General features: G+C 55.8%; 25 protein-coding genes, 1 pseudogene and 2 riboswitches. Of the genes and pseudogenes, 12 read left to right on the plus strand and 14 right to left on the minus strand.

Annotation, left to right across the window (positions count from 1 at the left end; all coding sequences use genetic code 11):
* Positions 1–68 precede the first annotated feature (68 nt).
* Positions 69–428 (minus strand): glycine cleavage system protein GcvH, encoded by a 360-nt coding sequence (gene gcvH / locus GCE01_RS04240; RefSeq protein ID WP_048842819.1) that lies wholly within the window; start codon positions 426–428, stop codon positions 69–71.
* Between the two features lie 17 nt (positions 429–445).
* Positions 446–1,579: a glycine cleavage system aminomethyltransferase GcvT gene (gcvT, locus tag GCE01_RS04245; protein WP_099211223.1), complete on the minus strand. Its 1,134-nt coding sequence runs from the start codon at positions 1,577–1,579 to the stop codon at positions 446–448.
* A gap of 61 nt (positions 1,580–1,640) precedes the next feature.
* A riboswitch (glycine riboswitch) is annotated at positions 1,641–1,717 on the minus strand.
* A riboswitch (glycine riboswitch) is annotated at positions 1,718–1,808 on the minus strand.
* Between the two features lie 98 nt (positions 1,809–1,906).
* Here gcvT and GCE01_RS04250 point away from each other — a divergent pair.
* The 3 genes from GCE01_RS04250 (at position 1,907) to GCE01_RS04260 (ending at position 3,049) form a co-directional block, all read left to right on the plus strand.
* Positions 1,907–2,209 carry a putative quinol monooxygenase gene (locus GCE01_RS04250; RefSeq protein ID WP_099211225.1) on the plus strand — a complete coding sequence of 101 codons (303 nt, stop codon included), beginning with the start codon at positions 1,907–1,909 and terminating at the stop codon, positions 2,207–2,209.
* Position 2,210: 1 nt separating this feature from the next.
* Positions 2,211–2,480, plus strand: a complete 270-nt coding sequence (locus tag GCE01_RS04255; protein ID WP_099211227.1) for a putative hemolysin — start codon at positions 2,211–2,213, stop codon at positions 2,478–2,480.
* A gap of 230 nt (positions 2,481–2,710) precedes the next feature.
* Positions 2,711–3,049, plus strand: a complete 339-nt coding sequence (locus GCE01_RS04260) for a MarR family winged helix-turn-helix transcriptional regulator (RefSeq protein ID WP_244591082.1) — start codon at positions 2,711–2,713, stop codon at positions 3,047–3,049.
* A gap of 35 nt (positions 3,050–3,084) precedes the next feature.
* Here the strand turns inward: GCE01_RS04260 and speE are convergent, their stop codons facing one another.
* The 6 genes from speE to miaA form a co-directional block, all read right to left on the minus strand.
* Positions 3,085–3,957 (minus strand): polyamine aminopropyltransferase, encoded by an 873-nt coding sequence (gene speE, locus GCE01_RS04265; protein WP_099211231.1) that lies wholly within the window; start codon positions 3,955–3,957, stop codon positions 3,085–3,087.
* Between the two features lie 72 nt (positions 3,958–4,029).
* The gene (gene speD / locus GCE01_RS04270) at positions 4,030–4,509 is read right to left on the minus strand and encodes an adenosylmethionine decarboxylase (protein WP_046900378.1); all 480 of its coding nucleotides are present in this window, start codon (positions 4,507–4,509) and stop codon (positions 4,030–4,032) included.
* A gap of 471 nt (positions 4,510–4,980) precedes the next feature.
* Positions 4,981–6,000 (minus strand): ketol-acid reductoisomerase, encoded by a 1,020-nt coding sequence (gene ilvC / locus GCE01_RS04275; protein WP_046900379.1) that lies wholly within the window; start codon positions 5,998–6,000, stop codon positions 4,981–4,983.
* A complete protein-coding gene (gene ilvN / locus GCE01_RS04280; RefSeq protein WP_007283005.1) occupies positions 6,000–6,527 on the minus strand; it encodes an acetolactate synthase small subunit in 528 nt (175 codons plus the stop codon). Before ilvN ends, ilvC begins: the two co-directional genes overlap by 1 nt.
* Complete coding sequence (ilvB, locus tag GCE01_RS04285) at positions 6,527–8,323, minus strand: biosynthetic-type acetolactate synthase large subunit (protein WP_099211233.1); 1,797 nt, start codon at positions 8,321–8,323, stop codon at positions 6,527–6,529. Before ilvB ends, ilvN begins: the two co-directional genes overlap by 1 nt.
* Positions 8,324–8,332: 9 nt before the next feature.
* Entirely contained in the window at positions 8,333–9,340 is a 1,008-nt protein-coding gene (gene miaA, locus GCE01_RS04290) for a tRNA (adenosine(37)-N6)-dimethylallyltransferase MiaA (RefSeq protein WP_099211235.1), read from the minus strand.
* 42 nt (positions 9,341–9,382) lie between these two features.
* Here miaA and serB point away from each other — a divergent pair, with 42 nt between their 5' ends.
* Positions 9,383–10,276, plus strand: coding sequence for a phosphoserine phosphatase SerB (gene serB / locus GCE01_RS04295; protein ID WP_099211237.1), 894 nt, complete (start codon positions 9,383–9,385; stop codon positions 10,274–10,276).
* Positions 10,277–10,305: 29 nt separating this feature from the next.
* Here serB and GCE01_RS16995 read toward each other — a convergent pair whose 3' ends face one another.
* Both GCE01_RS16995 and GCE01_RS04305 read right to left on the minus strand, forming a co-directional pair.
* Entirely contained in the window at positions 10,306–10,950 is a 645-nt protein-coding gene (locus GCE01_RS16995; protein ID WP_099211239.1) for a hypothetical protein, read from the minus strand.
* 114 nt (positions 10,951–11,064) lie between these two features.
* Positions 11,065–11,583 carry a DciA family protein gene (locus GCE01_RS04305; RefSeq protein WP_099211241.1) on the minus strand — a complete coding sequence of 173 codons (519 nt, stop codon included), beginning with the start codon at positions 11,581–11,583 and terminating at the stop codon, positions 11,065–11,067.
* A gap of 10 nt (positions 11,584–11,593) precedes the next feature.
* On the opposite strand from GCE01_RS04305, the gene mutY reads away from it, so the two are divergent.
* The 5 genes and pseudogenes from mutY to GCE01_RS04330 form a co-directional block, all read left to right on the plus strand.
* On the plus strand, positions 11,594–12,655 hold the full coding sequence (gene mutY, locus GCE01_RS04310) for an A/G-specific adenine glycosylase (RefSeq protein WP_099211243.1): 1,062 nt from the start codon (positions 11,594–11,596) through the stop codon (positions 12,653–12,655).
* On the plus strand, positions 12,652–13,275 hold the full coding sequence (locus GCE01_RS04315; protein ID WP_099211245.1) for a hypothetical protein: 624 nt from the start codon (positions 12,652–12,654) through the stop codon (positions 13,273–13,275). The genes mutY and GCE01_RS04315 overlap by 4 nt, the downstream gene beginning before the upstream one ends.
* A 110-nt stretch (positions 13,276–13,385) precedes the next feature.
* Positions 13,386–14,567, plus strand: coding sequence for a Gfo/Idh/MocA family protein (locus GCE01_RS04320; protein ID WP_099211247.1), 1,182 nt, complete (start codon positions 13,386–13,388; stop codon positions 14,565–14,567).
* 83 nt (positions 14,568–14,650) lie between these two features.
* A complete protein-coding gene (locus GCE01_RS04325; protein WP_233126259.1) occupies positions 14,651–15,034 on the plus strand; it encodes a hypothetical protein in 384 nt (127 codons plus the stop codon).
* 28 nt (positions 15,035–15,062) lie between these two features.
* Positions 15,063–15,596, plus strand: a pseudogene (locus GCE01_RS04330) (thiamine pyrophosphate-binding protein); the annotation flags it as partial.
* 289 nt (positions 15,597–15,885) lie between these two features.
* Here the strand turns inward: GCE01_RS04330 and GCE01_RS04335 are convergent.
* Positions 15,886–16,326 carry a hypothetical protein gene (locus GCE01_RS04335; RefSeq protein ID WP_167386113.1) on the minus strand — a complete coding sequence of 147 codons (441 nt, stop codon included), beginning with the start codon at positions 16,324–16,326 and terminating at the stop codon, positions 15,886–15,888.
* Between the two features lie 132 nt (positions 16,327–16,458).
* Positions 16,459–17,523 (minus strand): transporter, encoded by a 1,065-nt coding sequence (locus GCE01_RS04340; RefSeq protein WP_086634723.1) that lies wholly within the window; start codon positions 17,521–17,523, stop codon positions 16,459–16,461.
* 195 nt (positions 17,524–17,718) lie between these two features.
* On the opposite strand from GCE01_RS04340, the gene GCE01_RS04345 reads away from it, so the two are divergent.
* The 3 genes from GCE01_RS04345 to GCE01_RS04355 all read left to right on the plus strand — a co-directional run bounded on the left by GCE01_RS04345 (position 17,719) and on the right by GCE01_RS04355 (position 19,928).
* Entirely contained in the window at positions 17,719–18,072 is a 354-nt protein-coding gene (locus tag GCE01_RS04345) for a hypothetical protein (RefSeq protein WP_099211936.1), read from the plus strand.
* A gap of 90 nt (positions 18,073–18,162) precedes the next feature.
* A complete protein-coding gene (gene ahcY / locus GCE01_RS04350) occupies positions 18,163–19,458 on the plus strand; it encodes an adenosylhomocysteinase (RefSeq protein ID WP_099211254.1) in 1,296 nt (431 codons plus the stop codon).
* A gap of 71 nt (positions 19,459–19,529) precedes the next feature.
* A complete protein-coding gene (locus GCE01_RS04355; RefSeq protein WP_099211256.1) occupies positions 19,530–19,928 on the plus strand; it encodes a DUF3597 domain-containing protein in 399 nt (132 codons plus the stop codon).
* A gap of 63 nt (positions 19,929–19,991) precedes the next feature.
* On the opposite strand, the gene GCE01_RS04360 is transcribed toward GCE01_RS04355, so the two are convergent.
* Complete coding sequence (locus tag GCE01_RS04360; RefSeq protein WP_099211258.1) at positions 19,992–21,179, minus strand: histidine-type phosphatase; 1,188 nt, start codon at positions 21,177–21,179, stop codon at positions 19,992–19,994.
* The gene (locus tag GCE01_RS04365; protein ID WP_099211260.1) at positions 21,176–23,422 is read right to left on the minus strand and encodes a TonB-dependent receptor; all 2,247 of its coding nucleotides are present in this window, start codon (positions 23,420–23,422) and stop codon (positions 21,176–21,178) included. Before GCE01_RS04365 ends, GCE01_RS04360 begins: the two co-directional genes overlap by 4 nt.
* Positions 23,423–23,443 lie beyond the last annotated feature (21 nt).

The following is a 23,443-nucleotide window of genomic DNA, read 5'->3' on the forward strand; positions in this document are numbered from 1 at the left end:
TCTCTGGAAATCTTGATGGGCAAAGAAAGAAAAATGGGTCCAGCAGAAGCCAGACCCATCACAGAACGTCAGAGGCTCTTGTACTGCTCTGCCGTCAGAAGGGACGTCACGTCATCCGGGTTGGAAACCTTCATCTTGAAGATCCAGCCCTCACCTTCCGGGTCATTACCAACCAGCGTCGGCTCGTCGGACAGCTTCGTATTGAAGCCCGACAGCACACCGGCAACCGGAGCATAGATGTCAGACGCCGCCTTAACGGATTCCACAACCGCAGCAGCATCGCCAGCCGCTACGTCCGTACCCTCGTCCTTGGCTTCCACGAACACCAGTTCGCCCAGCTCTTCAGAAGCATGAGCCGTGATGCCCACAGTCGCCTCTTCCCCGTCCAGACGGATCCATTCATGCGATTTGGTATAATAAGTCGTCATCGCTGCTTTTCCTTGGCTTAACGCTTGAAACCGGGCGCCACGAACGGCATCGCCCGAACATGAACCGGAACGAATTTTCCACGCAGTTCGGCAAACAGCGCCGTGTCATTCCCCGCGTAGTCTGTTGCGACATATCCCATCGCCACCGGTGCCTGGACCGTCGGGCCAAACGCCCCTGACGTCACAAGACCGATCTCTTTCTGGCCATCCGCATCCGCAAAAAGCTTTGCGCCCGCACGAACAGGCGCGCGCCCCTCCGCCATCAGGCCAACACGTTTGCGGCTGACACCCTCACGAGCCTGACGCAGAACGATCTCCGCGCCCGGATAGCCTCCTTCACGAGAGCCCCCTTCGCGCCGGGCTTTCTGAATAGCCCAGGCCAGAGACGCTTCAATCGGCGTAGTCGTCGTATCGATATCATTGCCATACAGGCAAAGCCCCGCTTCCAGACGAAGCGAATCCCGGGCTCCAAGCCCAATGGGAAGAACCTGTGGCTGAGCCAGCAACGCCCGTGCAACAGTTTCCGCATCAGCGGCTGCACACCCAATCTCGTACCCGTCTTCACCCGTGTAACCCGAACGCGACAGCGTCACCGGAACACCAGAAAGCTTCGTCTCGATCACGTCCATAAAACGCATATCGACCGCTGCCGGACAAAGAGGTGCGATAGCCTCCTGAGCCTGCGGCCCCTGCAACGCCATCAGCGCGCGATCAAACTGCCGCGTCACAACACAACGGTCAGAAAGAGCCGCTTCAATCAGCGCCGCATCCTGCTCCTTGCAAGACGCATTCACCACAACGAACAGATCATCACCCATGTTGGCGACCATCAGATCATCAAGAATGCCTGCGGTATCATTGGTCAGAAATCCGTAGCGCTGCCGCCCCTTCGCAAGCCCCGCATAATCGGCTGGGATCAGGCTTTCGAGCGCCAGAGCGGCATCACGCACATCGCCACTGCGAGCAGCAATCCGGATCTGCCCCATATGGGAGACGTCAAAAAGCCCAGTCTGGCTACGCGTGTGCAAATGCTCGGCCATCAGCCCTGCGGGATACTGAAGCGGCATCTCATAACCCGCAAACGGCACCATTTTGGCGCCAAGTTCCAGATTAAGAGCATGGAGAGGGGTACGCTGGAGAGAGTCGGTCATGGGGTAGGTCCGGCCCGGTCAGAACGTGAAGGTGCAGACGCGCCCGGAGTTTCCGGAAAACGCCGCCCCTTCTGTCCTTTTGCCTGAGATCGCTATCCCGTCGGCGGGTACGTCAGGCGCACCTCTCTCCAGAATTTACCGACCAACTCGGTCCTTTGGCCTGAGAGTTTCCGGGGCGGTTGCTCCTTCGGCGCCAGCCCTGAAGGCCAGTCTCTCCCGTATTGGTCGGACTCGATCCTGCCAGTTTCCTGATCTCTTCGCAATCGTTACGGTTAGTTCTGCGTTACGATTGCCGCATACCTTTGTAACCAGAACGGGAGAACTTTCATGGCTGGCGAACTGACTGTCATTGCAGAATTGTCCATTCCCCCCGAAAATCGGGAAAAATTCCTTGAAATGTGTGCTTATGACAGCAAGCATTCCAACGCGGACGAGCCCGACTGCCATAGCTTCGACGTGATGACATCCAATGAAGATCCGAATCTCATTGTGCTTGTCGAAACCTATCGCGATCAGGCTGCCTTTGATGTGCACCTGAAAACGCCGCACTTCCAGAAATTCGCAGAGGCTGTAAAAACCCTTGGCTCCAAGGAAAGCAACGTCCGCTTCTTTACAAGGACGGCACCCTGATATGCGCTTCTCGCTCAAAAACAGCATCTGTGGTGCCACTCTTCTCCTATTGGCTGCATGCAACGCGGAACAACCGCAGAAGCCGCATCTCATAGGTCTGGCAAACCCCGCCAGCGTCTCCTGCACAAAGCAGGGAGGAACTCTGGAAATTGTTAGTCAGCCGTCTGGACAGGTTGGTATGTGCCACCTGCCCTCCGGCCAGACCTGTGAAGAATGGAGCCTGTACCGCGACCATCAGTGCAAATCGTTGCCACCCACCTCCAAACCGTAAGTGCTTCCTCTCGTTTTCCTGATTTCCAAAGAGATCAGGAAAACCGCTTTACGATGTGAGCAGTCTTCTTAAAATAAGTACATAACATGTTATGTATGTTATCCACACTATCCACCTGAAGGCAGTTCCCCATGCAGAATCAGGCCCCTTGCCTCTCCATAGGCTCATTAACAAGTAAGACCGGGCGCCTTTTCACGCGCCTGATGGAACAGAAACTGAAACCCGCCGGAATGCGCGCAGGACAGATTCCAGTTTTCCTTGCCCTCGGAAAAGGCGAAGTCCGCACTCAAAAGGTGCTTGCTGAACTCGCAGGGATTGAGCAACCAGGCATGGCAACACTGCTGGCCCGCATGGAGCGGGACGGCCTGATCGAACGCGAACCCGACCCGGACGACAAACGCGTCAGTCAGATCCGGCTTTCGCCAGTTGGCTTCACTAAAAGCCAGCAGGTTATTCCAATTATGGAAGGGGCCAGCGAGGAAGCCTTCAAAGGCTTCACTCCGCTGGAAAGAGACATTCTCATTACGCTTCTGGAACGCATGAGCAGCAGCCTCGAAAGCTGTCTTTAAAATCCTTCACTCCTAAAAGAGCGAAGGATCAGGCCTTACTTCTCCGTCTTAGGAAGATGCTCGGCAATATACGGCGGCAGATTGAAAGAGCCGACGTGAATTTCAGGCGTCCAATAGCGTGTCGTGCCAAGGATCTTGGCAGCGTCTGCACGTCCGCGAATCTGCTCCAGCGTCTGCGTGTTCGGAGCCTGGCCTTTGGAAGCCATACCCAGCGTCATGAAACCGCCGACATAAGTCGGGACAGCGGCAACATAAGCTGAAACATGCGGGAAGAATTTCGCACGACGCAGGCTCGTCTCATACAGTTCATCAGACTGCATGAACGGAACACCGCACTGATTCACGATCAGACCTTCATCCGACAGGATACGTGCGCAGTTGCTGTAAAATTCGTCCGTAAACAGAACTTCACCAACGCCGATCGGGTCCGTGCTGTCCACGATGATGACGTCAAAAGAACCGTCAGCAGCCTTGGCAACATAGTCGATACCATCACCGACAATCACTTCAGCGCGCGGGTCATTCCAGGCATCGCCCGCAATGTTCGGCAGATGCTGCTTGGAGAGTTCAATTACCGCACCATCGATTTCCACCATGACGGCTTTTTCGACGGTCTTGTGCTCAAGAACGCGACGCAGAACGCCACCGTCACCCGCACCAATGATCAGAACGCGCTTCGCACACGGATGCGCCAGCATCGGAACATGCGTCAGCATTTCCTGATAAACGAACTCATCGCGTTCCGTGATCTGAATGACGCCATCCAGAACCAGCACACGGCCATGGCTGGAGCTTTCAAAGACAACAATGTCCTGGAAATCAGATTTTACGCGCGCGAACTCACGCGTTACGAGAAAACGCTGTCCCCAGTCCGGGTACAGGGTCTCGTTGATCCATGTTTCAGCCATGGTCATCGGTTCCTTGTCGGGATTTAATAGCAGAGTAAAGACCAGCCGGTTCGGCTGGCCCCTATCCGAGAATCAGGCCGCGCTAGCGTTCCTGTCCTGCACGCGTCCACGGCGTACGGCATCAACTTCGATGCGGCCAGCCTGGAACAAGCGCTGCATGACCGGAATCGAAAGATTCGGATCACAGGCGCCGCACATGAACACATCTACCGCAGCGTAATTACGCTCTGGCCATGTGTGGATCGAGATGTGACTTTCTGCCAGCACCAGAACACCAGACACACCACCATTCGGCGTGAAGTGGTGGAAATGGCTGTGCAGAATCGTTGCACCGGCTGCAATAGCACCCTCGCGCAGCGTCTCATCAATCCGTGCTGGATCATCTAGATTCCGGGCATCCCAGAAATCGATCAGCAAATGATTACCGGCATAGCGTTCGCCATCCCGTTCAATAAAATAGTCTTTGCGCTCCTCTTCAACAGAGTGAGCAGCGCTGTTCTGGATATCTCTCGGGAGTTCCGATACCATCCCCAGTTGAGCAAGTGCGTTCATCACGTACCCCCAAACCAGTAGACAGCCTGTTGGGCGAAATCGCCCCCTTGGGCCAAGAAGCGCGGTAGTTAGAGCCCCCTTCCTGCGGATGCAAGGGTTTTCTGGCCTGATTCGCTAATATGTCACATTCCCTGAAGAAGCCGGGCCGACATTACAGATCATCCCACTGCCGTTAGACGCTCCCAATAAGAACAACCGTTTGGGAATTCAGAGTAAAACACCCTCTAAAAACTCAAAAAACCGGCAATTTTTTGGGATCACCCTTCACTTCAGGGTCTTTCTGACTCAGCAACCGATACACTCCGTCATAACCAACGATTCATCCTATGCGTCATCTGCGGCGTAGATAGGCAGGCTCCTGCACAGCGCATAAAAAAACACGCACTCCAAGGCTGAAATATCTCAGCCTCGCAATGCGTGCTCTTCATACCCCCTAGCCTATAGCGACTAAGGGGCCCTAATCCGTAAAGATCAGTTCTTGGCCTTGTCGACCAGCTTGCCCTTGGCAATCCACGGCATCATCGCACGCAGCTTCTCACCGGTCTTCTCGATCTGATGAGCGTCATTGCGAGCGCGGATAGCCTTGAAGCCAACGCCACCAGACTGGTTCTCAAGGATGAAGTTACGAACGAACGTCCCATCCTGAATGTCCGTCAGAACGCGCTTCATCTCAGCCTTCGTTTCCGGCGTAATGATGCGCGGACCCGTCACGTACTCACCATACTCCGCAGTGTTGGAGATGGAGTAGTTCATGTTGGAAATGCCGCCTTCGTAGATCAGATCCACGATCAGCTTCATTTCATGCAGGCACTCGAAGTAAGCCATTTCCGGGGCATAGCCACCTTCAACCAGCGTCTCGAAGCCAGCGCGGATCAGGTCAACGACACCGCCACACAGAACAGCCTGCTCACCGAACAGATCGGTTTCGACTTCTTCCTTGAAGCTCGTCTCGATGATGCCTGCACGGCCGCCGCCATTTGCGGAAGCGTAGGACAGAGCGATGTCCAGAGCCTTACCAGAAGCATTCTGAGCCACAGCAACGAGGGACGGCACGCCACCGCCACGCTGGTATTCGGAACGAACCGTGTGACCCGGGCCCTTCGGCGCGATCAGGAACACGTCCAGATCCGGACGGGCTTCAATGATGCGGAAGTGGATGGACAGACCATGCGCGAAGGCAAGAGCTGCACCCTGCTTCAGGTTCTTTTCAAGGCTGTCCTTGTACAGGGCGCCCTGGCCTTCATCCGGCGTCAGAACCATGACCACATCGGCCCAGGCAGCAGCCTCGTCCGGGGACATGACCTTGAAACCAGCCTCTTCTGCCTTCTTGACGGCAGAGGACGTCGGACGCAGGCCAATGACAATGTCGGTTAGGCCGCTGTCACGCAGGTTGTTGGCATGAGCGTGACCCTGGCTGCCGTAGCCAATGATCGCGACTTTCTTGCTCTTGATCAGATTCAGATCGGCATCGCGATCGTAATACACCCGCATCAGACATGTTCCTCGTTAACGTGAAAGACAGAAGGGCCACGACCAATGGCCGCAATCCCCGTGCGCGAAACCTCAGCCAGGCCAAGGGGGCGCATCAACTCGATAAAAGCGTCGATCTTGGAGGGAGACCCCGTCAGTTCGAACACGAAGCTGGTGGCCGTCGTATCAACCGGGCGGGCCCGGAAAGAATCTGCAATCCGCAGACCCTCCGTCCGGCTCTCCCCACGGGACACAACCTTCACCAAAGCAAGCTCACGGCCCACATACGGGCCTTCTTCCGTCAGATCACACACAGCATGAACAGGGATCAGACGCTTGAGCTGCGCCTTGATCTGCTCGATGACCTGCGGCGTCCCCGACGTCAGAACCGTGATGCGTGACAGGCTGCGCTCGGCATCCACCAGCGCCACCGTCAGACTCTCGATATTGTAGCCACGGCCGGAAAACAGACCCACCACACGGGCCAGCGCGCCACTCTCGTTCTCAATCAGAACCGAGATGACCGAATTCTGGATTGTCTCCGTCATCAGACCAACATCATCCCTTCTTCGGTCAGACCTGCGGCTGCGGAATCCTGATCCGGGCCAAGCAGCATCTGGTTGTGAGCCGCACCCGATGGAATCATCGGATAGCAGTTTTCATTTTCCGCCACGCAGATATCCGCGATGACAGGGCCGTCATGCTCCAGCATCCGACGGATGACATCGTCCAGCTCACCCACGCAGGTCGCACGCATCCCGGTTGCCTGGAACGCTTCCGCCAGCTTCACAAAGTCTGGCAGCGCCTCGCTGTAAGACTGGGAATAGCGTGACCCATGCAGCAGCTCCTGCCACTGGCGCACCATGCCCATATACTGGTTGTTCAGGATGAAGATCTTCACCGGCAGACGATACTGCGCGATCGTCCCCAGTTCCTGAATGTTCATCAGGGTCGAGGCTTCACCCGCGATATCAATCACCAGCGCATCCGGATGCGCAACCTGTGCGCCCACAGCAGCTGGCAAACCATAACCCATCGTACCCAGACCACCAGACGTCAGCCAGCGGTTCGGCTTGGCGAACTGGAAGTGCTGGGCCGCCCACATCTGATGCTGCCCCACCTCGGTGGACACAAACGTGTCGCGCCCGGTTTCCATCGCCATTTCATACAGGCGACGAACGGCATGCTGCGGACGGATCACCGCAGACGGCGTCATGTCCTGCGTGAAGCCGAAGCCATCCACGCTGCGCCAGGACGCAATCTGGTTCCACCATGTGCTCAGATCCGGTGCCGGCGTATCGTCCCATGCGTCCAGCAGCGCCTGAAGCGTATCGCGAACATCACCTTCCAGACGCACATCCACGCGGATGATCTTGTTGATCTGGCTCGGATCAATATCCGCATGAACCTTGAACGAATTCGGCGAAAACGCGTCTACACGGCCCGTCACGCGATCATCAAAACGCGCACCCAGAGCGATCAGCAGATCACAGCCATGCGTGGCCATGTTCGCCTCAACAGACCCGTGCATGCCGAGCATACCAAGGAACTGCGGATCAGGAGACGGAAACGCACCCAGCCCCATCAGCGTAGACGTGACCGGAAAACCCGTCTTGCGCGCCAGACGACGCAGCAGTTCAGACGCTTCCGGACCAGAGTTGATGATGCCGCCACCCGTGTAGAACAGCGGGCGCTTGGCCGTCTTCATAGCCTGGACCGTGCGGGCAATCGCCTCGGCATCCGGCCCACCCTGACGACGGAAACGCTTCAGCCGGGACATGGCAGGCGCCGTCAGCGGAGCCTGACCAACCGTGATGTCCTTGGGCAGATCAACCAGCACAGGCCCCGGACGACCGGAACGCGCCACCTCGAAAGCTTCACGCACCGTTTGCGCCAGAGCGCCCGGCGTCCGCACCAGATAGTTGTGCTTCGTGGCCGGGCGGGTAATGCCCGTCGTGTCCGCTTCCTGGAACGCATCATTGCCGATCAGCTTCGTCGGCACCTGACCGGTCAGGCAGACCAGCGGAATCGAATCCATCAGCGCATCGACAAGGCCGGTCACGGCATTGGTTGCGCCCGGGCCGGACGTCACCAGAACAACGCCAACTTTGCCGGTCGAACGCGCATAAGCCTCAGCCGCATGAACGGCAGCCTGCTCATGACGGACAAGAATATGGCGGATACGGTCCTGCTTGAAGAGCGCATCGTAGATTGGAAGGACAGCGCCCCCCGGATAGCCAAAGACTACCTCTACGCCCTGTTCATCGAGAACGCGCAGAAGCACCTCCGCGCCATTCAGCGCCTCGTTGCCTGTTGTTGCGTCTCTTTCAGCAGAAGCCGTCACCGTATCCTCCTAAGGGGTATGAGGCGCGGGATTTAGGACAGTTCTGTAGGATTCGTCAACTCGCTCAGATATAAAATTCTCAATTTTTTCGTGTTCTGTTTTCGATTCTTGCGCAAATGGGGTGTATCTACGAAACGAAACCATCGAATTGCCATCTAATCCCAAGGCATGATGCCGAAACCACGTCGCCTGTCGGCGCGTATATCGTCCGGTCGCCAGAACAGCAGCCTGTCGCGCAGCCTCGATCGTCACGTCACCCTGCAACACCGCAGCAAGCTCAGGAACCCCATGCGCGCGCATGGCTGGCAATACAGAATCCAGACCCCGTGCAACAAGTTGACGCACTTCATCCAGTGCCCCCGCCTCCAGCATCTGGCTGAAGCGGGCATCAAGAGACGCCCGCAATTCCTCCCGTGGCGGATCAAGAAGAACAGAAACAAATCGGCAGGGAGCCGCTGGCAGACCGGGTTGAGCCCGCCACCAGACAAGACCATGCCCCGTCCCACGCCAGACTTCCCATGCTCTGGAGATACGCTGCGTATCATTCGGGCGCAGCTTGGAGGCAGTTTCCGGGTCTACCTCCAACAGCTTCTCATGCAGAGCTGCCGGGCCAATGTCCTGCGCCAGTGTTCGGGCTTCCTGTCGCGCACTATCCCCCGGGTCAGGCACTTCCACGAGACCATCTGTAAGAGCGCGGAGATACATGCCCGTACCGCCACACAGAATTGGCAGACGCCCAGCCCTCCAGGCCGCATCCATTTCGGTCAGAGCCTGCTCGCGCCACCAGGCCACACTTCCCGGCGTCGCTGCATCCAGAACGCCATACAGCCGGTGCGGAACAGTCGCCTCATCCGCGGCATCGGGGCGCGCTGTGAGAATATGAAGATCGCGGTAAACCTGCATGGAATCAGCATTGATCACTGTTCCATTGAAGGTCCGCGCAAGATCAAGAGCCAGAGCAGACTTGCCGGAGCACGTCGGGCCAGCCACAATGATTGCTGTCTTTGGGGCGTTCATTCCCCTGTTCCTGCCACACGCGCTGGATCGTTACGAGAGCTTATGTCCCTTCCTTCCGTTCTGACACTCATTGCCGACCGCAAGGCTGGCCCCCTCAAACCAGAAGCCATCGACGTCGCCCGCTCTCTGGTGAAAGGCAAAGCCCCTATCGTTCTGTCTGAAGGGGAAGCCGTCGATATTCCATGCCCTACACCTGGGCCCGGCGCCGCAAGCGCCGCAACAATCCGCGCAACGCTGGCCCCCTATCAGGTCGACACACTGCTGCTAAAAACCCGTGGCCGCCGCAAAGCTGTTCTCGTTGCAGACATGGACAGCACTATCGTGACGGGAGAAACGCTGGATGAAATGGCGGCAGCTCTTGGTGTAGGCGAGCAGGTTGCAGCCATCACCCGAGCCTCCATGAATGGAGAGATCGACTTCGAAACGTCCATTGAACAACGCGTTGCTCTGCTCGCAGGAAAATCAGCATCTGTTCTGGAAGATGTCTGGCAGAATGTAACCCTGACGGATGGCGCAAAAGAGCTCGTGCAGACCATGCGCAAGCACAACGCACGCACGGCTCTGGTGTCAGGTGGCTTCACATGGTTCACACAACGTGTGGCAGAGCTATGTGGCTTCGACGAAAATTACGGAAACATTCTTGAAATCACCGATGGCAAGATGACCGGAAAGCTAGGCGGCCCGGTTCTGGGGCCCGATGCAAAGCTGACTCATCTGGAAGCCCTGACAACTGAGCGGGGTGTTCAGCTTCGTGCTGCGCTCACAACCGGTGACGGTGCGAACGATATTCCAATGCTGGCCAGCGCCGGGCTAGGCCTAGCCTTCCACGCAAAACCGAACGTGAAGAAGGTGATTGGCACGCAGATCAATTTTTCAGGTCTGCGTGCACATCTATTCGCTCAGGGATACCGCGCCGCCGATTTCGTCACTGACTGACGAAAAGGCCGCGCCCTTATACTCCCGCCTCAGTACCCCCAGGTATAAGGCGGGACACCACCGTAATAAGCTGGCGCTCCATAATATCCCTGCGGAACGGCATACCCGCCAGCAGGAACACCCCCCTGATATCCACCAGGGTAGTATCCGCCGGGATAGGAATTGGCCGCACCTTCGATCGCCATGCCGGCTGCGACACCAAGGGCAGCACCAACGCCCCAGCCGCCCCAGCCCCAGCCGCCGCCCCAGCCCGGCGTACCCCAGCCGTAACCGAACCAACCCGGGCCGCCCCAGCCATTCCATCCACCCCAACCGGGCGTGCCCCAACCTACGAAGCGCGGGCCACCCCATCCACCGCCCCAGCCACCATAGCCAGGACGGAAGCCCCAACCGGGGCCTCCACGATAGCCGTAACCACCACCCGGACCACCGCGGAAGCCACCCATGCCAGGCCCGCCACGGAATCCACCTCCTGGGCCACCACCGTAACCGCCACCACCACGAAATCCGCCCATCCCGCCACCTCCGGGACCACCGCGGCCTCCACCTCCACCATGGAAGCCACCGCCACCACCGCCCGGACCGCCGCCACGCTGCGCCATGGCCGAGAACGGTGCAGAACCAATCAATGCGGCCAGCACCAAGGCTCCAGCAGATTTTTTCGTGATGTTCATGGCTTGTCTCCTTGGAAATAGCCGCTTTTCAACTTTCCATATCGTCAGAACTCTGGTCCCTGAAAAGGGCTCTTTCAGGGCATGAAACAAGTCGTTTCACGTGAAACACTTCTGTCACCGACGCCTGCGGCCACCCCGTGCTCCGATATGGCCACCAAGGCGTTGCAGGGCATCCCGCAACTCGTCATCCTCAATCTCAGGAACATCAACCTGAACGGGCTTGGGCCTTGGTGGCTTGGGCCTCTCAAATGCTGTCATGTCCTGAACAATCTTCAACCGAAGAATGAGATGCTCGCCCCGCAGACCACAGGCTGTATTGATCCGTTCAATGATCTGAGGTGCGAGATGCTGCAATTCCATGGCAATCGGCCCCGAACACGCCAGCGTCAGAGACCCTGCCGACAGTCGGCGCGGCTCGGTCACACGAGACAGACGTGGACCAATAAAATCTTCCCAGTCCATGGAAAGCCGAACCAAAAGCGGAGACTTCTTCTTGAACGCCGACTTGGTAATTCCCGGCACCAGAGCGCCGATCTGCCGCGCTCCTCCACGCTTGGGAATCCATGCGGGCTTTTGGTCCATTCCCGCTGCCCGACCACGAAGGTTCTTGTCCGGACCGTGATCCTTCGTCATATCCCTCTCCGTGACTCCTGATGCTTCCGACCTGCTCCGCTGGTACGACACTCACCGCCGCACCCTTCCCTGGCGCAGCCTCCCGGGGCAGCGGCCTAACCCCTATGCCGTCTGGCTGAGCGAAATCATGCTTCAGCAGACGACCGTAAAGGCTGTCATAGCCTATTACGAACGCTTTCTCACGCATTACCCGACCGTGCAGGATCTGGCCGCAGCCCCACAGGAAGACGTTCTCTATCTTTGGGCCGGGCTCGGCTACTACGCCCGCGCTCGTAATCTCCACGCCTGCGCCAAACGCGTTGCAGAACTCGGGCAATTCCCGGACACAGTCGAAGACCTCCTGAAGCTTCCAGGCATCGGCGCTTATACCGCGCGCGCCATCGCCGCAATTGCCTTCGGCCGCCCCGTCGTACCGGTCGATGGAAATGTCGAGCGCGTGACATCACGCCTTTTTGCCATAGAAAACCCTCTCCCCGCCTCGCGCCTGCTTTTGGCCAAACAGGCAGCGCTCCTCAACCAGTCCGCAGAAGCACAGGATCATCCATCAGACTTTGCCCAAGCCCTGTTCGATCTTGGGGCCACAATCTGCACACCCCGCAACCCATCTTGTCTGACATGCCCCTGGCGTCCATCCTGCCTTGGCCATGCCAGAGGAATAGCGTCCACACTTCCTCGCAAAGCGCCCAAACAGGCACGTCCCACGCGTTACGGCGTGCACTTTATCCTTCTGGATACAAGCGAAAGGGTTTTGATGAGAACCCGGCCTGAAAAAGGTCTTCTCGGCGGCATGGACGAATTTCCGGGGACAGAGTGGCACGAGGCCCCCTGGACTGAAGCTGATGCCATGCACCATGCCCCGACACTTGGGCCATGGTCTTTACGGGGAGACGTCACTCATGTCTTTACCCATTTCACACTTAAGCTCATGGTTTACGCAAAGACCCTCCCTGCGGGACATAATGCAGGGATCGACCCATCCTTTGGCGCGTTTCGGTCAACAACACGCGCAGCATTGCCAGGCGTTATGAAGAAATGCCTGGCCCTTGCAGTTACTGATATGGAGAAAAAATGAGCCAGACTTTTCCCAAAACCCAGTTGTGGTTCATGGACTGGCACAGCCGCGTTCTGGATCATGACCCGATCAGCGACTATTTTTCTCCGACTCCCTTCCAGCCTGGCGTCTATCCTGGCATGTCGGCCCTGATTGCGCTTCCCCTCAACCTTCCTTGTGACATTACGTTTACCAAGCGCGTTTCAATGCCCCGCCCGCTGCCCGTATTTGAAGCCCATGATGCTGAAAACGGGCTGCTATTTTTTCAGTTAAAAGGGCACGACAAATTTCTGAAAAGCGCCCCCGTACCGGGAAAGGGCGAGATCACCACCGACGCCTCTATTCCAAAAAACTGGGAGCGCTTTCTCCCCATGACGGAAGACTTCATGCGTGGCCTGTCCACTCTTCTAACCCCTCAATCTGCCAGCCTGATTGATGTAGCCACCGGGAAAGTACTTCCGCCCATCAAACCCGGCACAGGGTTTCTGTGGTCCTTGGGAGAAACGCCTCTTCCCCTCGCTGGCAACATCCAGAATATTGAACAGATCGGACGGCTCCCCGCACGACACGAAGCCGAAATTTCGTTTATTCGAAACGATGATCAGCCTCCCGTCCGAGTTCATGTCAGACGACCCAGCTGACACATCAGGACACGGAATTCACGATTGTCGTGAAGGCAGTTGATTTCCAGACCTTTCATGCCTGAACCTGCGTTGCTTTTCCTGAAAACCTCTCAGGGAAAGCTGCGACAATGCCTCAAACACCGTCCTCTGACCTCAAACATCTTCTCCCCTCCGAATTGGATACGGGAACAGTCAAACAGGGTCAGATTACTTTTGGAAACTGGCGCGGAGACGCTGACGTTCCTGAAGCACAGCCTCCACACGTTCTCCCACCATCCGAGCGTATCGGGTTCGCAGTCATGGGACTGGGACGGCTGACCCTCGGGGAAATTCTTCCTGCCTTCCTTCAAGGTCGGCTGGCCAAACCTGTAGCGCTCATTTCCGGTCGCAGGGAAAAAGCCAGATCCGCAGGACATGCTTACGGGATCGGGGAAGATTCACTTTTCACCTATGATGAAATTCACAAACTGGCAGACAGGCCCGACATTCAGGCCGTGTATGTCGTAACCCCCAACGCATTGCATGCCGGTCAAGTGGAAGCACTTGCCGCCGCGGGCAAACACGTCCTGTGCGAGAAACCCATGGCCAACTCAAGCGCAGACGCCAAACGCATGATTGAAGCCTGCCATGCTGCAGGCGTTAAGCTCATGGTTGCCTATCGCTGCCAGTATGAACCCTTCAATCAGCTTGTCAGAAAACTGGTTCAAAGCGGCGAATTGGGACGACCCAAACTTGTAGAAGCCATCAATACCCAGATGCAGGGAAACGCCGATCAATGGCGCCTCAAACCCGAACTCGCTGGCGGAGGAGCCCTTCCGGATATCGGTCTCTATTGTCTCAACGGGACACGCTCTGTGCTTGGAGAAGAGCCTGAAAGTCTGTTCGCACAGATGGTCAGCCCTCCTGATGATCCACGCTACAAAAATTTGGACGAAACATTTTCATTCATGCTCCGCTTCCCGTCCGGTGTAATTGCCAACTGCGCCACCAGCTACGGTGCACACGAAAGCAAAGACCTGCGCATCCACCTGGAAAAAGGATGGATTTCTTTGGAAAACGCATTTGCCTATACGGGGCATCGCCTGCGCATTGGACGACGTCAGGGTGACCATAAAATCGTCAGCGAATGGCACATCCCGGCCGAGAACCAGTTTACTCTGGAAATCGACCATTTTGCCGAATGCATTCTCCAGAACCAGCCTCCCCGAACGTCTGGCGAAGAGGGGCTGCGAGATCAGAAACTGATGGAAGCGCTCTATCAGTCCGCCAGAACAGGTCAGATGATCCACCTGCCTAAAGACGCGTTGTAAACGCCCTCCTCAACCTATCTCGTGCAGGCCACACTTCGCATGCAATGGAACCCCACACCGCCCAGACAGTTAGGATCTTTGCTATGCTTAAACTCTCTTCTCCCCTCTCCGTACCAGCCGCCCTTTTCCTCGCAGCATTCAGCCTTGCAGGCTGCGTGTCCGAACCTCTGAGCCCGCAGGAGCAGCAACTCGCTTCAGCAGGGTTTGTCAGGCATCCGGCCAATTCCCCGTCCCGCCGGGCCGAACTTCAACTCATGCCCCAGCATGTCTTCCTGACCCGCACCACACCAGAAGGCCTGCGCTATATCTACGCAGACCGTGACATCTGCGACTGCGCCTATATCGGCACGCAGGAAGCCTTCGAAAAATATGCGGCACAGCAACCCCATGGCGTACCAACCCTCGGTAACGCTACCCCGCCGACGGCAAACCCACCGGCACCAAACCTGCCCGCAACAGGCAAATAACTGACCTCGTCCCCGAGGCGCGTGCACCATGACCTTCACCGTCGGGCACTATCTTGCTGAACGCCTTACCCAGATTGGGCTGAAGCACCATTTCGCAGTGACGGGCGACGACAATCTCGTTTTGCTGGATCAAATGCTGGCTCATGGCGGCATGAAGCAGATTTACAGCTGCAATGAGCTGAATTGCAGCTTGTCCGCAGAAGGCTATGCCCGTGTTAATGGTGCAGCTGCGGCGATCATGACGCTCGGGGTTGGAGCAACTTCCGCCCTGAACGTCATAGGCGAAGCCTACGCTGAAAGCCTGCCTGTCATCCTGATTTCAGGAATATCAAACACAAATGACGAAGGGGCGGATCGCGTTTTACCCAGTCAGATTGCCATAATCGGCCGCATCACCGTAGCCGCAGAGAAACTCACTTCGGCTGAAACAGCCCCGGGGCAAATAGATCACGTTCTCCGAGCAGCTCTACGCGAGAAAAAACCAGCCTATCTGGAAATTCCATGTCATATCGCAGGCCAGCCCTGCGTGAGACCCAGTCCGGTTTCCGCCGTGACATCAGATTGTTATCAGTCTGGAATACCTGAACGCTGCAACAGAGGAACGTCTCTGCCGTCTTAGAGCGCCCCCTGAAAATTATCATTCCTGTTGGCAGCAAGCTTCAAACAAGCGAAGCGCTCCAAGAAACAGTCGACAGCACAACCAAAGACATGTTGTTTCTGGGCCGAGTATCGCTCCAAACGGGGTCTCAACGCGTGAGTAACCCTTGACCCCATCGGGAAGAGCTAATCTGCCTCCCCATTCAAAACGACACCCGATAGAGCTGTTTTCAGAGCGTCCGGGCATTCGGCATTTAATCTGAAGGCAGGATCTTTATGTCTTCAACGCCACCAATAAACACCTGTGTCTGGTAGTAAGTGCTGCCAATCGTGCCATCTGCCTTTAGCCGGCCGATTAAAACCCTTTTGGCCAGACCTGAAGCCTGAACATGACGATGCATGAAATATTGCTCTGCGGTCTGGGATGTTCCCTGTAGCAGGTCGTTTACCGTGCTTTCGTGAATGGCGATGATAAGCGTCTTCGGATCCCGATAGTTATCAGCGGAATCCAGATAGACCATATTATTCTGCCGCCCGACGCGCTGGACAGTCATCTCGAATTTTCCAACAACGCCCGTCGGGTCTGCCGCTGCCGCTGCGATCGCTTTTTCGGGCGTATACGCTTCGGGTGAACATGCAGCCAGACTGATACCCACGACACCAAGAGCAATGGTCTTTTGAAAAAGCGCTATCACTGTCCACTCTCCATCATCAAGCACAGTCAAAATAACCGTATCTTTTCGTAACAGAACGTAGACTAACCGCTCCGGTGATTAGGCCAAGGCCTTATCCAACGAAATTTCTACGGCTTCTAACCTGCCAAGCTTTTAGAGAAGACGTGCGAATTTCATGAACAGAAACGTCACACTCATGAAAACGAAGCAGACAAAACCAGCTTCAATGGTCCCCCAGGCTCCCTGAGCCAGAAACATTCCGCCGGTATTCATTCCGAAGAATCCCGTTACGAACGTAGCAGGAAGCATCAAGGTTGTGCCGACCGACACGATATAAAGCCGTCGGTTGGTTTCTTCCGCCTGATTTGACCCCAGTTCGTCCTGCAAAGACCGGGCACGATCTTGAAGCGCGATAAGGTCGTCCAAGGCTGCATGCACCTGGCGCTCTGCCCGATCCCGGAGTTCATCCTCTGCCCAATCCGGAAGATCCAGATCTTCGTCTTTCAGCACGCGATCAATTGGGGTCACAACACGACGCAGCTCCGTCGCCCGACGCCGCACTTTACCAACAATACCACCCAGATGACCCAGATCGGAACGATGCTCGATCAGTAGAAGAGCATCTTCCGCGCGATCCAGGTCGTCATCAAGCTGGCCGAGCTGACGCCGCACTGTCCCTGTGAACTCCCGAAGGGCACGATCAATAATTCCTGCCGGCGTCGGAGGAATATGGTCGGCTTTCAAAGACCGGTAAGCGGCTCCAAGAACCGGGATCGGATTGCGCCGGGTTGTAATCAGAAGATCGGGTCGCATTGCAAAGCGCCATGCACAGATCTCCCGGTCATCTTCAGACAAGGCATCATCAAAAGCAGGTAGCGCGCCCCAGATCAGATCATCGGCCGCTTCAAGTGCGATCCCGTATTCCGTTTCTGCCAGCATCCCGCACACATCTTCAGGCAAATCGGGTAAATGCGCGACGAAAGACCGTGCGGAGCTGTGGACCGTATCGAAATGAAGCCAGAACCAACCCTGGGACGTTAGTTCATGGCCCGGCGTCAGAAGGTCTTCAACCTCTTCCTGACCCAAAGGTCGCAGGTCTTGTCCGGGTACAGCATGAACAGCCCAGACCAGCCCGTTCGCGAACGCAGGCTTCCCCGTCTCCTGATACGCAGGATCGATCACCGTGAAAGGAAAATTGTAGGTGGAGTTCTCTGACACGGCATCCTCCTGTTCTTCAGGGGGTATTCTGGACCTTCGTCGGCACTCAACAGCACGACAGAGGGTGATCTGCCGTTCTCTGACATGGCCGCACAGCAGACGCAATATGCTCTTTATGGCAACTGTTACGCTGGCCGGGAGTTAACAGATTATTCCTGGAAGAGCCAGCTCTTCACCATCAAAGGAAATATAATCATGTCCATTCGCCTCAAAGCTTCCCTGCTTGCCACCGCTGTTCTGATGGCTGCCCCTGCGGTCTCGTCAACAGCATTCGCGCAGGCCATCAGCAGCCCCAGCAACGACCAGACGCAGACGGCCAATACCGCCGCGCAGAAGGCCCAGAACTCCACCATTGATCAGCCGGCGAACCACCTTCCGACCAATCCCCGGACCATTACGGAACAGCCGGACCAGCCAGCTCCTGCGGCTCCACACGCCATGTCCAACACGTCCAAGCAAGGCAAGACAGAATACAAGAGCCATCTGAAGCGGACGAAGCAGTCTCACCTGACGGTCAAGACGAAGCCTGACACCGCACAGCCGAACTGACACAGACCAGATGCGACGGAGCCACACTTTGCGTGGCTCCGCCAAATCTCTATACCTGCTGCCATCCAAGACGGGCAGTAAGGGCCAATCATGACCACGCAGGACTACAAGGTACACGACATCTCCCTGGCAGACTGGGGCCGCAAGGAAATTTCCATCGCTGAAGGCGAAATGCCCGGCCTGATGGCTCTCCGCGAAGAGTACAAGGACACCCAGCCGCTCAAGGGCGCCCGTATCGCTGGCTGCCTCCACATGACCATCCAGACCGCCGTGCTGATCGAGACGCTGACGGCTCTCGGCGCAACGGTCCGCTGGTCGTCCTGCAACATCTTCTCCACGCAGGATCACGCAGCAGCTGCCATCGCTGCAGCTGGTATTCCCGTCTTCGCCTGGAAGGGCCTGACGGAAGAAGAATTCAACTGGTGCATCGAGCAGACCATCACGGGTCCGGACGGCTGGACGCCGAACATGATCCTCGATGACGGCGGCGACCTCACGGTCATGATGCACGAGCAGTTCCCGGAACTCCTGAAGGACGTCCGCGGCCTGTCCGAAGAAACGACGACGGGTGTCCATCGTCTCTGGCAGATGGCCAAGGCTGGCACGCTGAAGGTTCCGGCCATCAACGTGAACGACAGCGTCACGAAGTCCAAGTTCGACAACCTGTATGGCTGCCGCGAGAGCCTGGTGGACGCTATCCGCCGTGGCACAGACGTCATGATGGCCGGCAAGGTTGCCGTGGTTGCCGGTTATGGCGACGTGGGCAAGGGTTCCGCTGCTTCCCTGCGTAACGCAGGCTGCCGCGTTCTCGTGACCGAAGTCGACCCGATCTGCGCCCTTCAGGCCGCCATGGAAGGCTATGAAGTCGTCACCATGGAAAACGCGGCCCCGCGCGGCGACATCTTCGTCACCTGCACGGGCAATGTGGACATCATCACGATCGACCACATGCGCGAAATGAAGGACCGTGCGATCGTCTGCAACATCGGTCACTTCGACAGCGAAATCCAGGTTGAAGCCCTGCGCAACTATCGCTGGAACAACATCAAGCCGCAGGTTGACGAAGTCGAGCTGGCCGAAGGCCGCCGCATCATCCTGCTCTCCGAAGGCCGTCTCGTGAACCTTGGCAACGCCACGGGTCACCCGTCCTTCGTGATGTCCGCTTCCTTCACCAACCAGACGCTGGCCCAGATCGAACTCTGGACCGCCAAGCCGGGCCAGTACGAGGTGAAGGTTTACACCCTGCCAAAGGCTCTGGACGAAAAGGTCGCTGCCCTGCACCTCGCAAAGGTCGGCGCCGAACTCTCCAAGATGTCCACGAAGCAGGCTGATTACATTGGCGTTCCGGTTGCCGGTCCGTTCAAGCACGAAGAATATCGTTACTGAGCGGAACAGGTGACATGGGGTAGGCGTTGTCTACCCCGACACCTTTTTTCAAACCGTCAGGAGTATTTCCTATGGGTCTTTTCAGCACGATCATGTCCAAGATTTTCGGGCATGCAGAAGCAGCCACGCCAACCTCCGGCACGGCTGATGCACAGGCTTCCGCTGGCGCTCCGGCTGCCGCAGCCCCAGCGACGCCTGCAACTCCAGCCGCACCAGTAGATGTGGATGCCGTTCTTTCGGATCTGGCATCCAAGGCTGGCCAGCCGCTGAACTACAAGACCTCGATTGTGGATCTTCTGAAGCTGCTCGGCCTCGACAGTTCCCTGGAATCACGCAAGCAGCTTGCAGGCGAACTGCACTACACGGGCAGCACGGATGACTCAGCAACGATGAACGTCTGGCTCATCAAGCAGGTCTATGCCGAGCTGGCCAAGAACGGTGGTAAGGTTCCTGAAGGCTGGGCTCACTAAGCCTTTCCAACAGGATCAGTTACGAAAAAGCCTGGATGTTCTCATCCGGGCTTTTTTTATTTTTCACTGCGTAGAAAAAAGAATGGGCCGCGAAGGGGACAGTGTTAAGGCAGACGTCTCAATATCAGGCGCCCTCCCCTGACGCAGCTCTGCCAGAGACTGGTGGAAAACCCTGATCCTGACATCCCGTGAGCCATCTGCGTGACGCCAGCGTTCGAACGCCAGAACGGTATTTGGGGCCGTAGAATCCGGTTGATCGGGGAAAGACCAGTCGAGCCCGAACAGGGCCATCATCGCAGCCAGATTGGTATCGTGGCCGGCCAGAACAAGCACCTTCGTGGAAGACGATATCCCGGGGATAGACCGAACTGGGCGATCAGACAAAAACGCACGAATACTCTCCGCCATCACCCCGTTTCTGGCGCGGGCATATTCGGGCAGACGCCTCAGAAGATGATTTTCCGCTTCATGGGCGGGCATAACAGCTTCCAGAACGTGCGGCGCATCTTTGTCAGCCACCTTGAAGTCAGCCAGAGACAAACCTTCTGCATAAGTCAGCAACAGACTTTCTGCAGCCATGCCTCCCGTTACGAAGCCGCCCTGAAGATGTGGCGCTCCTTTTTTCCACTCTATCTTCGTCGCGCCTAAAAAGCATTGAGGCGACGAATTACTCTCCGAGCATGCATCCGGCGCCATGAGCGATTGAACGGCTTTCAGAGCGTTATGAGAGGCCGGTTCAGACAATGTCTTCGTGGCGGCTGCAAATTCTTGCTCCAAAACTCCACGATCAATCTGGCTGGCCTGACTTCCAAGCGCATTAAAAACCGGATCGACACCTGTCGTCGCCCAATGGGCCTTTATGGCGCATTCTGGGGCTATTTCTTTGGCCCAGACGTCCCCCGTCTGTCGCGTCCGATGATCAGCCGTATCAGCCCAGACAACAGTCTCCTTCTCCAGGATCTGACACGTCTTGGCGCCCTGAAACAGAGCGCTTGCGCTATAGTTTCTCTGAACAGCCTGCACCATCGCTGCCAACGCTGCGGCACCGTGCTGTGTCATTTCTCCAGGCGCTACAGACCATACCTGCCAGGTATGACCCGTCCGATGCTGCATTTCCTGCGGTGAAAGTGTCGGACTGCGGATCCCGTGTCGGCCGAGAAAAACGATTTTTTCGAGAACATCTGGCTGCGCCTGAGAGGCACAGCCCCCCAAGGCAAACAGAATAGCAAGCGAAGACAGTCCCCGCATCATGGCATCGTTGCAGTCATGTTAAAGAACACACTCCGGCCAGCAATACGCCAGAACAGTGGGGCATCGCCATAAGACTGATTACCCGCAAAGTCGCTGATGGCGCGGTTGTTGAACAGGTTGGCAATTTTGATGCTTGGGGTCACGTTACTGAAAAATGAGCCAATATGATGAATGCGCCAGCCCATGGCGAGATCCGCCGTCACCGTGCTTCCAATTTTGTACTGATTTTTGAAGACCGTATTGTCTGCATCATCAGTCGTGCTGTCCAAGCCCCAATGCGTTCCGGCATATTTCCCCATGATTGAGAAATAGGGCCCGTGCTCACTCTCATAGAGCAGCCCGAAAGACGCCAAAGCGTTTGGACTTTTAGCAACGCGAACATTGCTGTGCTTATATTTTGCGTCATTGACGCTGTAATTCCCATAAAGGGAAAAACCGTAACCAATGACATATTGCCCTTCGAGTTCAATTCCTCGGTAAACTGCACCACCGCTATTCACATATGTCGATGTCGTACCGATATTGGGAACCTGAATCTGCGCAGAGGCAATATAATTCGAGAAATTGATGTAATATCCATCCAGAGAAAGCATCCAGTTGCGGCCATGATATACCGATCCCACCTGATAATTCATGGTGGTTTCAGGCTTTACATTTCCAACGGAACTAACCTGAAAAACAGACAGTGGTGGCGCGAGAAAGCCGCGTGCGACCTGAGCATAAGCACTCCAGTTTTTCATAATACGTTGATTAATCGCAATGGATGGCTGCCATGATCCATAGCTTTGCGTGTCTTTCAGTGGGAGCTTTGTCCCCTTATTAATGCCTGCATCATAATCTCTTTTGAATATGGAATATTTTACACCCGGCTTAATTGTTGCTCCTGCCCACGGATGAAAATTAAGCTCCAGATAAGGTTGAATTGTCGTGTTCAGGTCTGAAATATCATAGCTATATGCTGAACCATTTTTACCAAGAACCGGAACAGAATTCTGGCTTAGATCAATGGCATATGTGTAGCGGCGATCTTTCTGAACATCAGCCCAAACCCCCAAAAGAATATCACCGTAAGACGTATGCCCCTTCAGACGAAGGGTATCGCCATATGTCCGGTAAGCTGCATCTGCATATTTTCCAGGAATATCGTTTTTATAAGTCGCCACCTTTTTCCCGGCGGCATTATAAAATGTCACACCGTTTGCTGCGGTATCACCCTGACTTGCGTCTGTGCTTTCAGAATAATCATGCTCAAAACCACTGGTGTAAATCTGATTTTCTAATGTGAGCCAGGACAGAAGCTTTGTTTTAAGGGAGATATAATCAAAATCAGATGTATAAACGCTTGGTTGATATCCATAATAACACTGCTTCGACGGGTCATTGCATAACCCGTAGTTCTTTCCATATTTTTTATAATCGTCCAGCGTGGCGCCTTGGGTCGTGTACTGCCATTCCTTGTTATACGTCGTTTCAATCGTAAGTGTTGTTTCTGGCGCCAGATCGATAACATCCTTGAACATCAGGTTGCTGCGACGCTCAGAAGAATTGGTCAGATAACCATTGGTTTCCTCGTGCTGCATATCGATAAAAGCACGGCCCATTCTGGTTTTGCCTGTATCGAATTCAATACCACCTGCGCGAGTATTGAAACTACCGTATGTCCCATAAAGCGTTGTCCCCATCCGTGCTGCTGGGTTTTTAGACGTAAATCCCATGGTTCCGCCGAACGTCGCATTTCCTATCGTTGACGCTGTGCCAGGCCCACGATCAATCTGCGCCTCCCCCAGAAAGTGAGAGATAAACAGTGAGGACGTCGTATGGCCCATATCGGAAGCATTTCCGAAAGGAATGCCGTCGAATGTCATATTATATTGGCCGTCCTGAAAACCACGCAGACTCATGGTTTCAGCTTTTCCCATTCCCGGCCCATTCGGGTTCTGAGAAAATACGCTTGGTTGGAATTGAATAATATCATCAACGCTGGCGAGCGGAATAATATTATTTGCCAAAAAACCCGACTGAATTTTTGATGTCGGCTGCGTAATGTCTAGTGGTACCGTTGCGGGAGCGATACGTGCAGCATGACCAAGAACTGTGAGCTTTTCGATCTTCGGCTTTTCTTTGGATGCATCCTTTTCGGTGTCAGCCTGCTTGAGCTCTGCCGCGTTGGTCGTTGAACCAAAAAATATCGCCGCAGCCATAACGCCTGTCTGCAGGACGATTTTTTTTCTGGTACTGATCATTGGAATTGCGCGCTCCCGTGG

Origin of the sequence: Gluconobacter cerinus (genome assembly GCF_002723935.1) — a bacterium.
Taxonomy (GTDB): domain Bacteria; phylum Pseudomonadota; class Alphaproteobacteria; order Acetobacterales; family Acetobacteraceae; genus Gluconobacter; species Gluconobacter cerinus.

Bases quoted from the DNA above. Each gene is read 5' to 3' on its own strand.
- GCE01_RS04355 (WP_099211256.1), top strand. From the start codon at position 19,530: ATGGGTCTTTTCAGCACGATCATGTCCAAGATTTTCGGGCATGCAGAA.
- GCE01_RS04325 (WP_233126259.1), top strand. From the start codon at position 14,651: ATGCTTAAACTCTCTTCTCCCCTCTCCGTACCAGCCGCCCTTTTCCTC.
- ahcY (WP_099211254.1), top strand. From the start codon at position 18,163: ATGACCACGCAGGACTACAAGGTACACGACATCTCCCTGGCAGACTGG.
- GCE01_RS04365 (WP_099211260.1), bottom strand. From the start codon at position 23,422: ATGATCAGTACCAGAAAAAAAATCGTCCTGCAGACAGGCGTTATGGCT.
- miaA (WP_099211235.1), bottom strand. From the start codon at position 9,340: ATGAACGCCCCAAAGACAGCAATCATTGTGGCTGGCCCGACGTGCTCC.
- GCE01_RS04315 (WP_099211245.1), top strand. From the start codon at position 12,652: ATGAGCCAGACTTTTCCCAAAACCCAGTTGTGGTTCATGGACTGGCAC.
- GCE01_RS04320 (WP_099211247.1), top strand. From the start codon at position 13,386: ATGCCTCAAACACCGTCCTCTGACCTCAAACATCTTCTCCCCTCCGAA.
- gcvT (WP_099211223.1), bottom strand. From the start codon at position 1,579: ATGACCGACTCTCTCCAGCGTACCCCTCTCCATGCTCTTAATCTGGAA.
- GCE01_RS04360 (WP_099211258.1), bottom strand. From the start codon at position 21,179: ATGATGCGGGGACTGTCTTCGCTTGCTATTCTGTTTGCCTTGGGGGGC.
- GCE01_RS04305 (WP_099211241.1), bottom strand. From the start codon at position 11,583: ATGACGAAGGATCACGGTCCGGACAAGAACCTTCGTGGTCGGGCAGCG.
- GCE01_RS04345 (WP_099211936.1), top strand. From the start codon at position 17,719: ATGTCCATTCGCCTCAAAGCTTCCCTGCTTGCCACCGCTGTTCTGATG.
- speD (WP_046900378.1), bottom strand. From the start codon at position 4,509: ATGAACGCACTTGCTCAACTGGGGATGGTATCGGAACTCCCGAGAGAT.
- GCE01_RS04260 (WP_244591082.1), top strand. From the start codon at position 2,711: ATGCGCGCAGGACAGATTCCAGTTTTCCTTGCCCTCGGAAAAGGCGAA.
- gcvH (WP_048842819.1), bottom strand. From the start codon at position 428: ATGACGACTTATTATACCAAATCGCATGAATGGATCCGTCTGGACGGG.
- speE (WP_099211231.1), bottom strand. From the start codon at position 3,957: ATGGCTGAAACATGGATCAACGAGACCCTGTACCCGGACTGGGGACAG.
- GCE01_RS04250 (WP_099211225.1), top strand. From the start codon at position 1,907: ATGGCTGGCGAACTGACTGTCATTGCAGAATTGTCCATTCCCCCCGAA.
- GCE01_RS04255 (WP_099211227.1), top strand. From the start codon at position 2,211: ATGCGCTTCTCGCTCAAAAACAGCATCTGTGGTGCCACTCTTCTCCTA.
- GCE01_RS16995 (WP_099211239.1), bottom strand. From the start codon at position 10,950: ATGAACATCACGAAAAAATCTGCTGGAGCCTTGGTGCTGGCCGCATTG.
- serB (WP_099211237.1), top strand. From the start codon at position 9,383: ATGTCCCTTCCTTCCGTTCTGACACTCATTGCCGACCGCAAGGCTGGC.
- ilvN (WP_007283005.1), bottom strand. From the start codon at position 6,527: ATGACGGAGACAATCCAGAATTCGGTCATCTCGGTTCTGATTGAGAAC.
- ilvC (WP_046900379.1), bottom strand. From the start codon at position 6,000: ATGCGGGTGTATTACGATCGCGATGCCGATCTGAATCTGATCAAGAGC.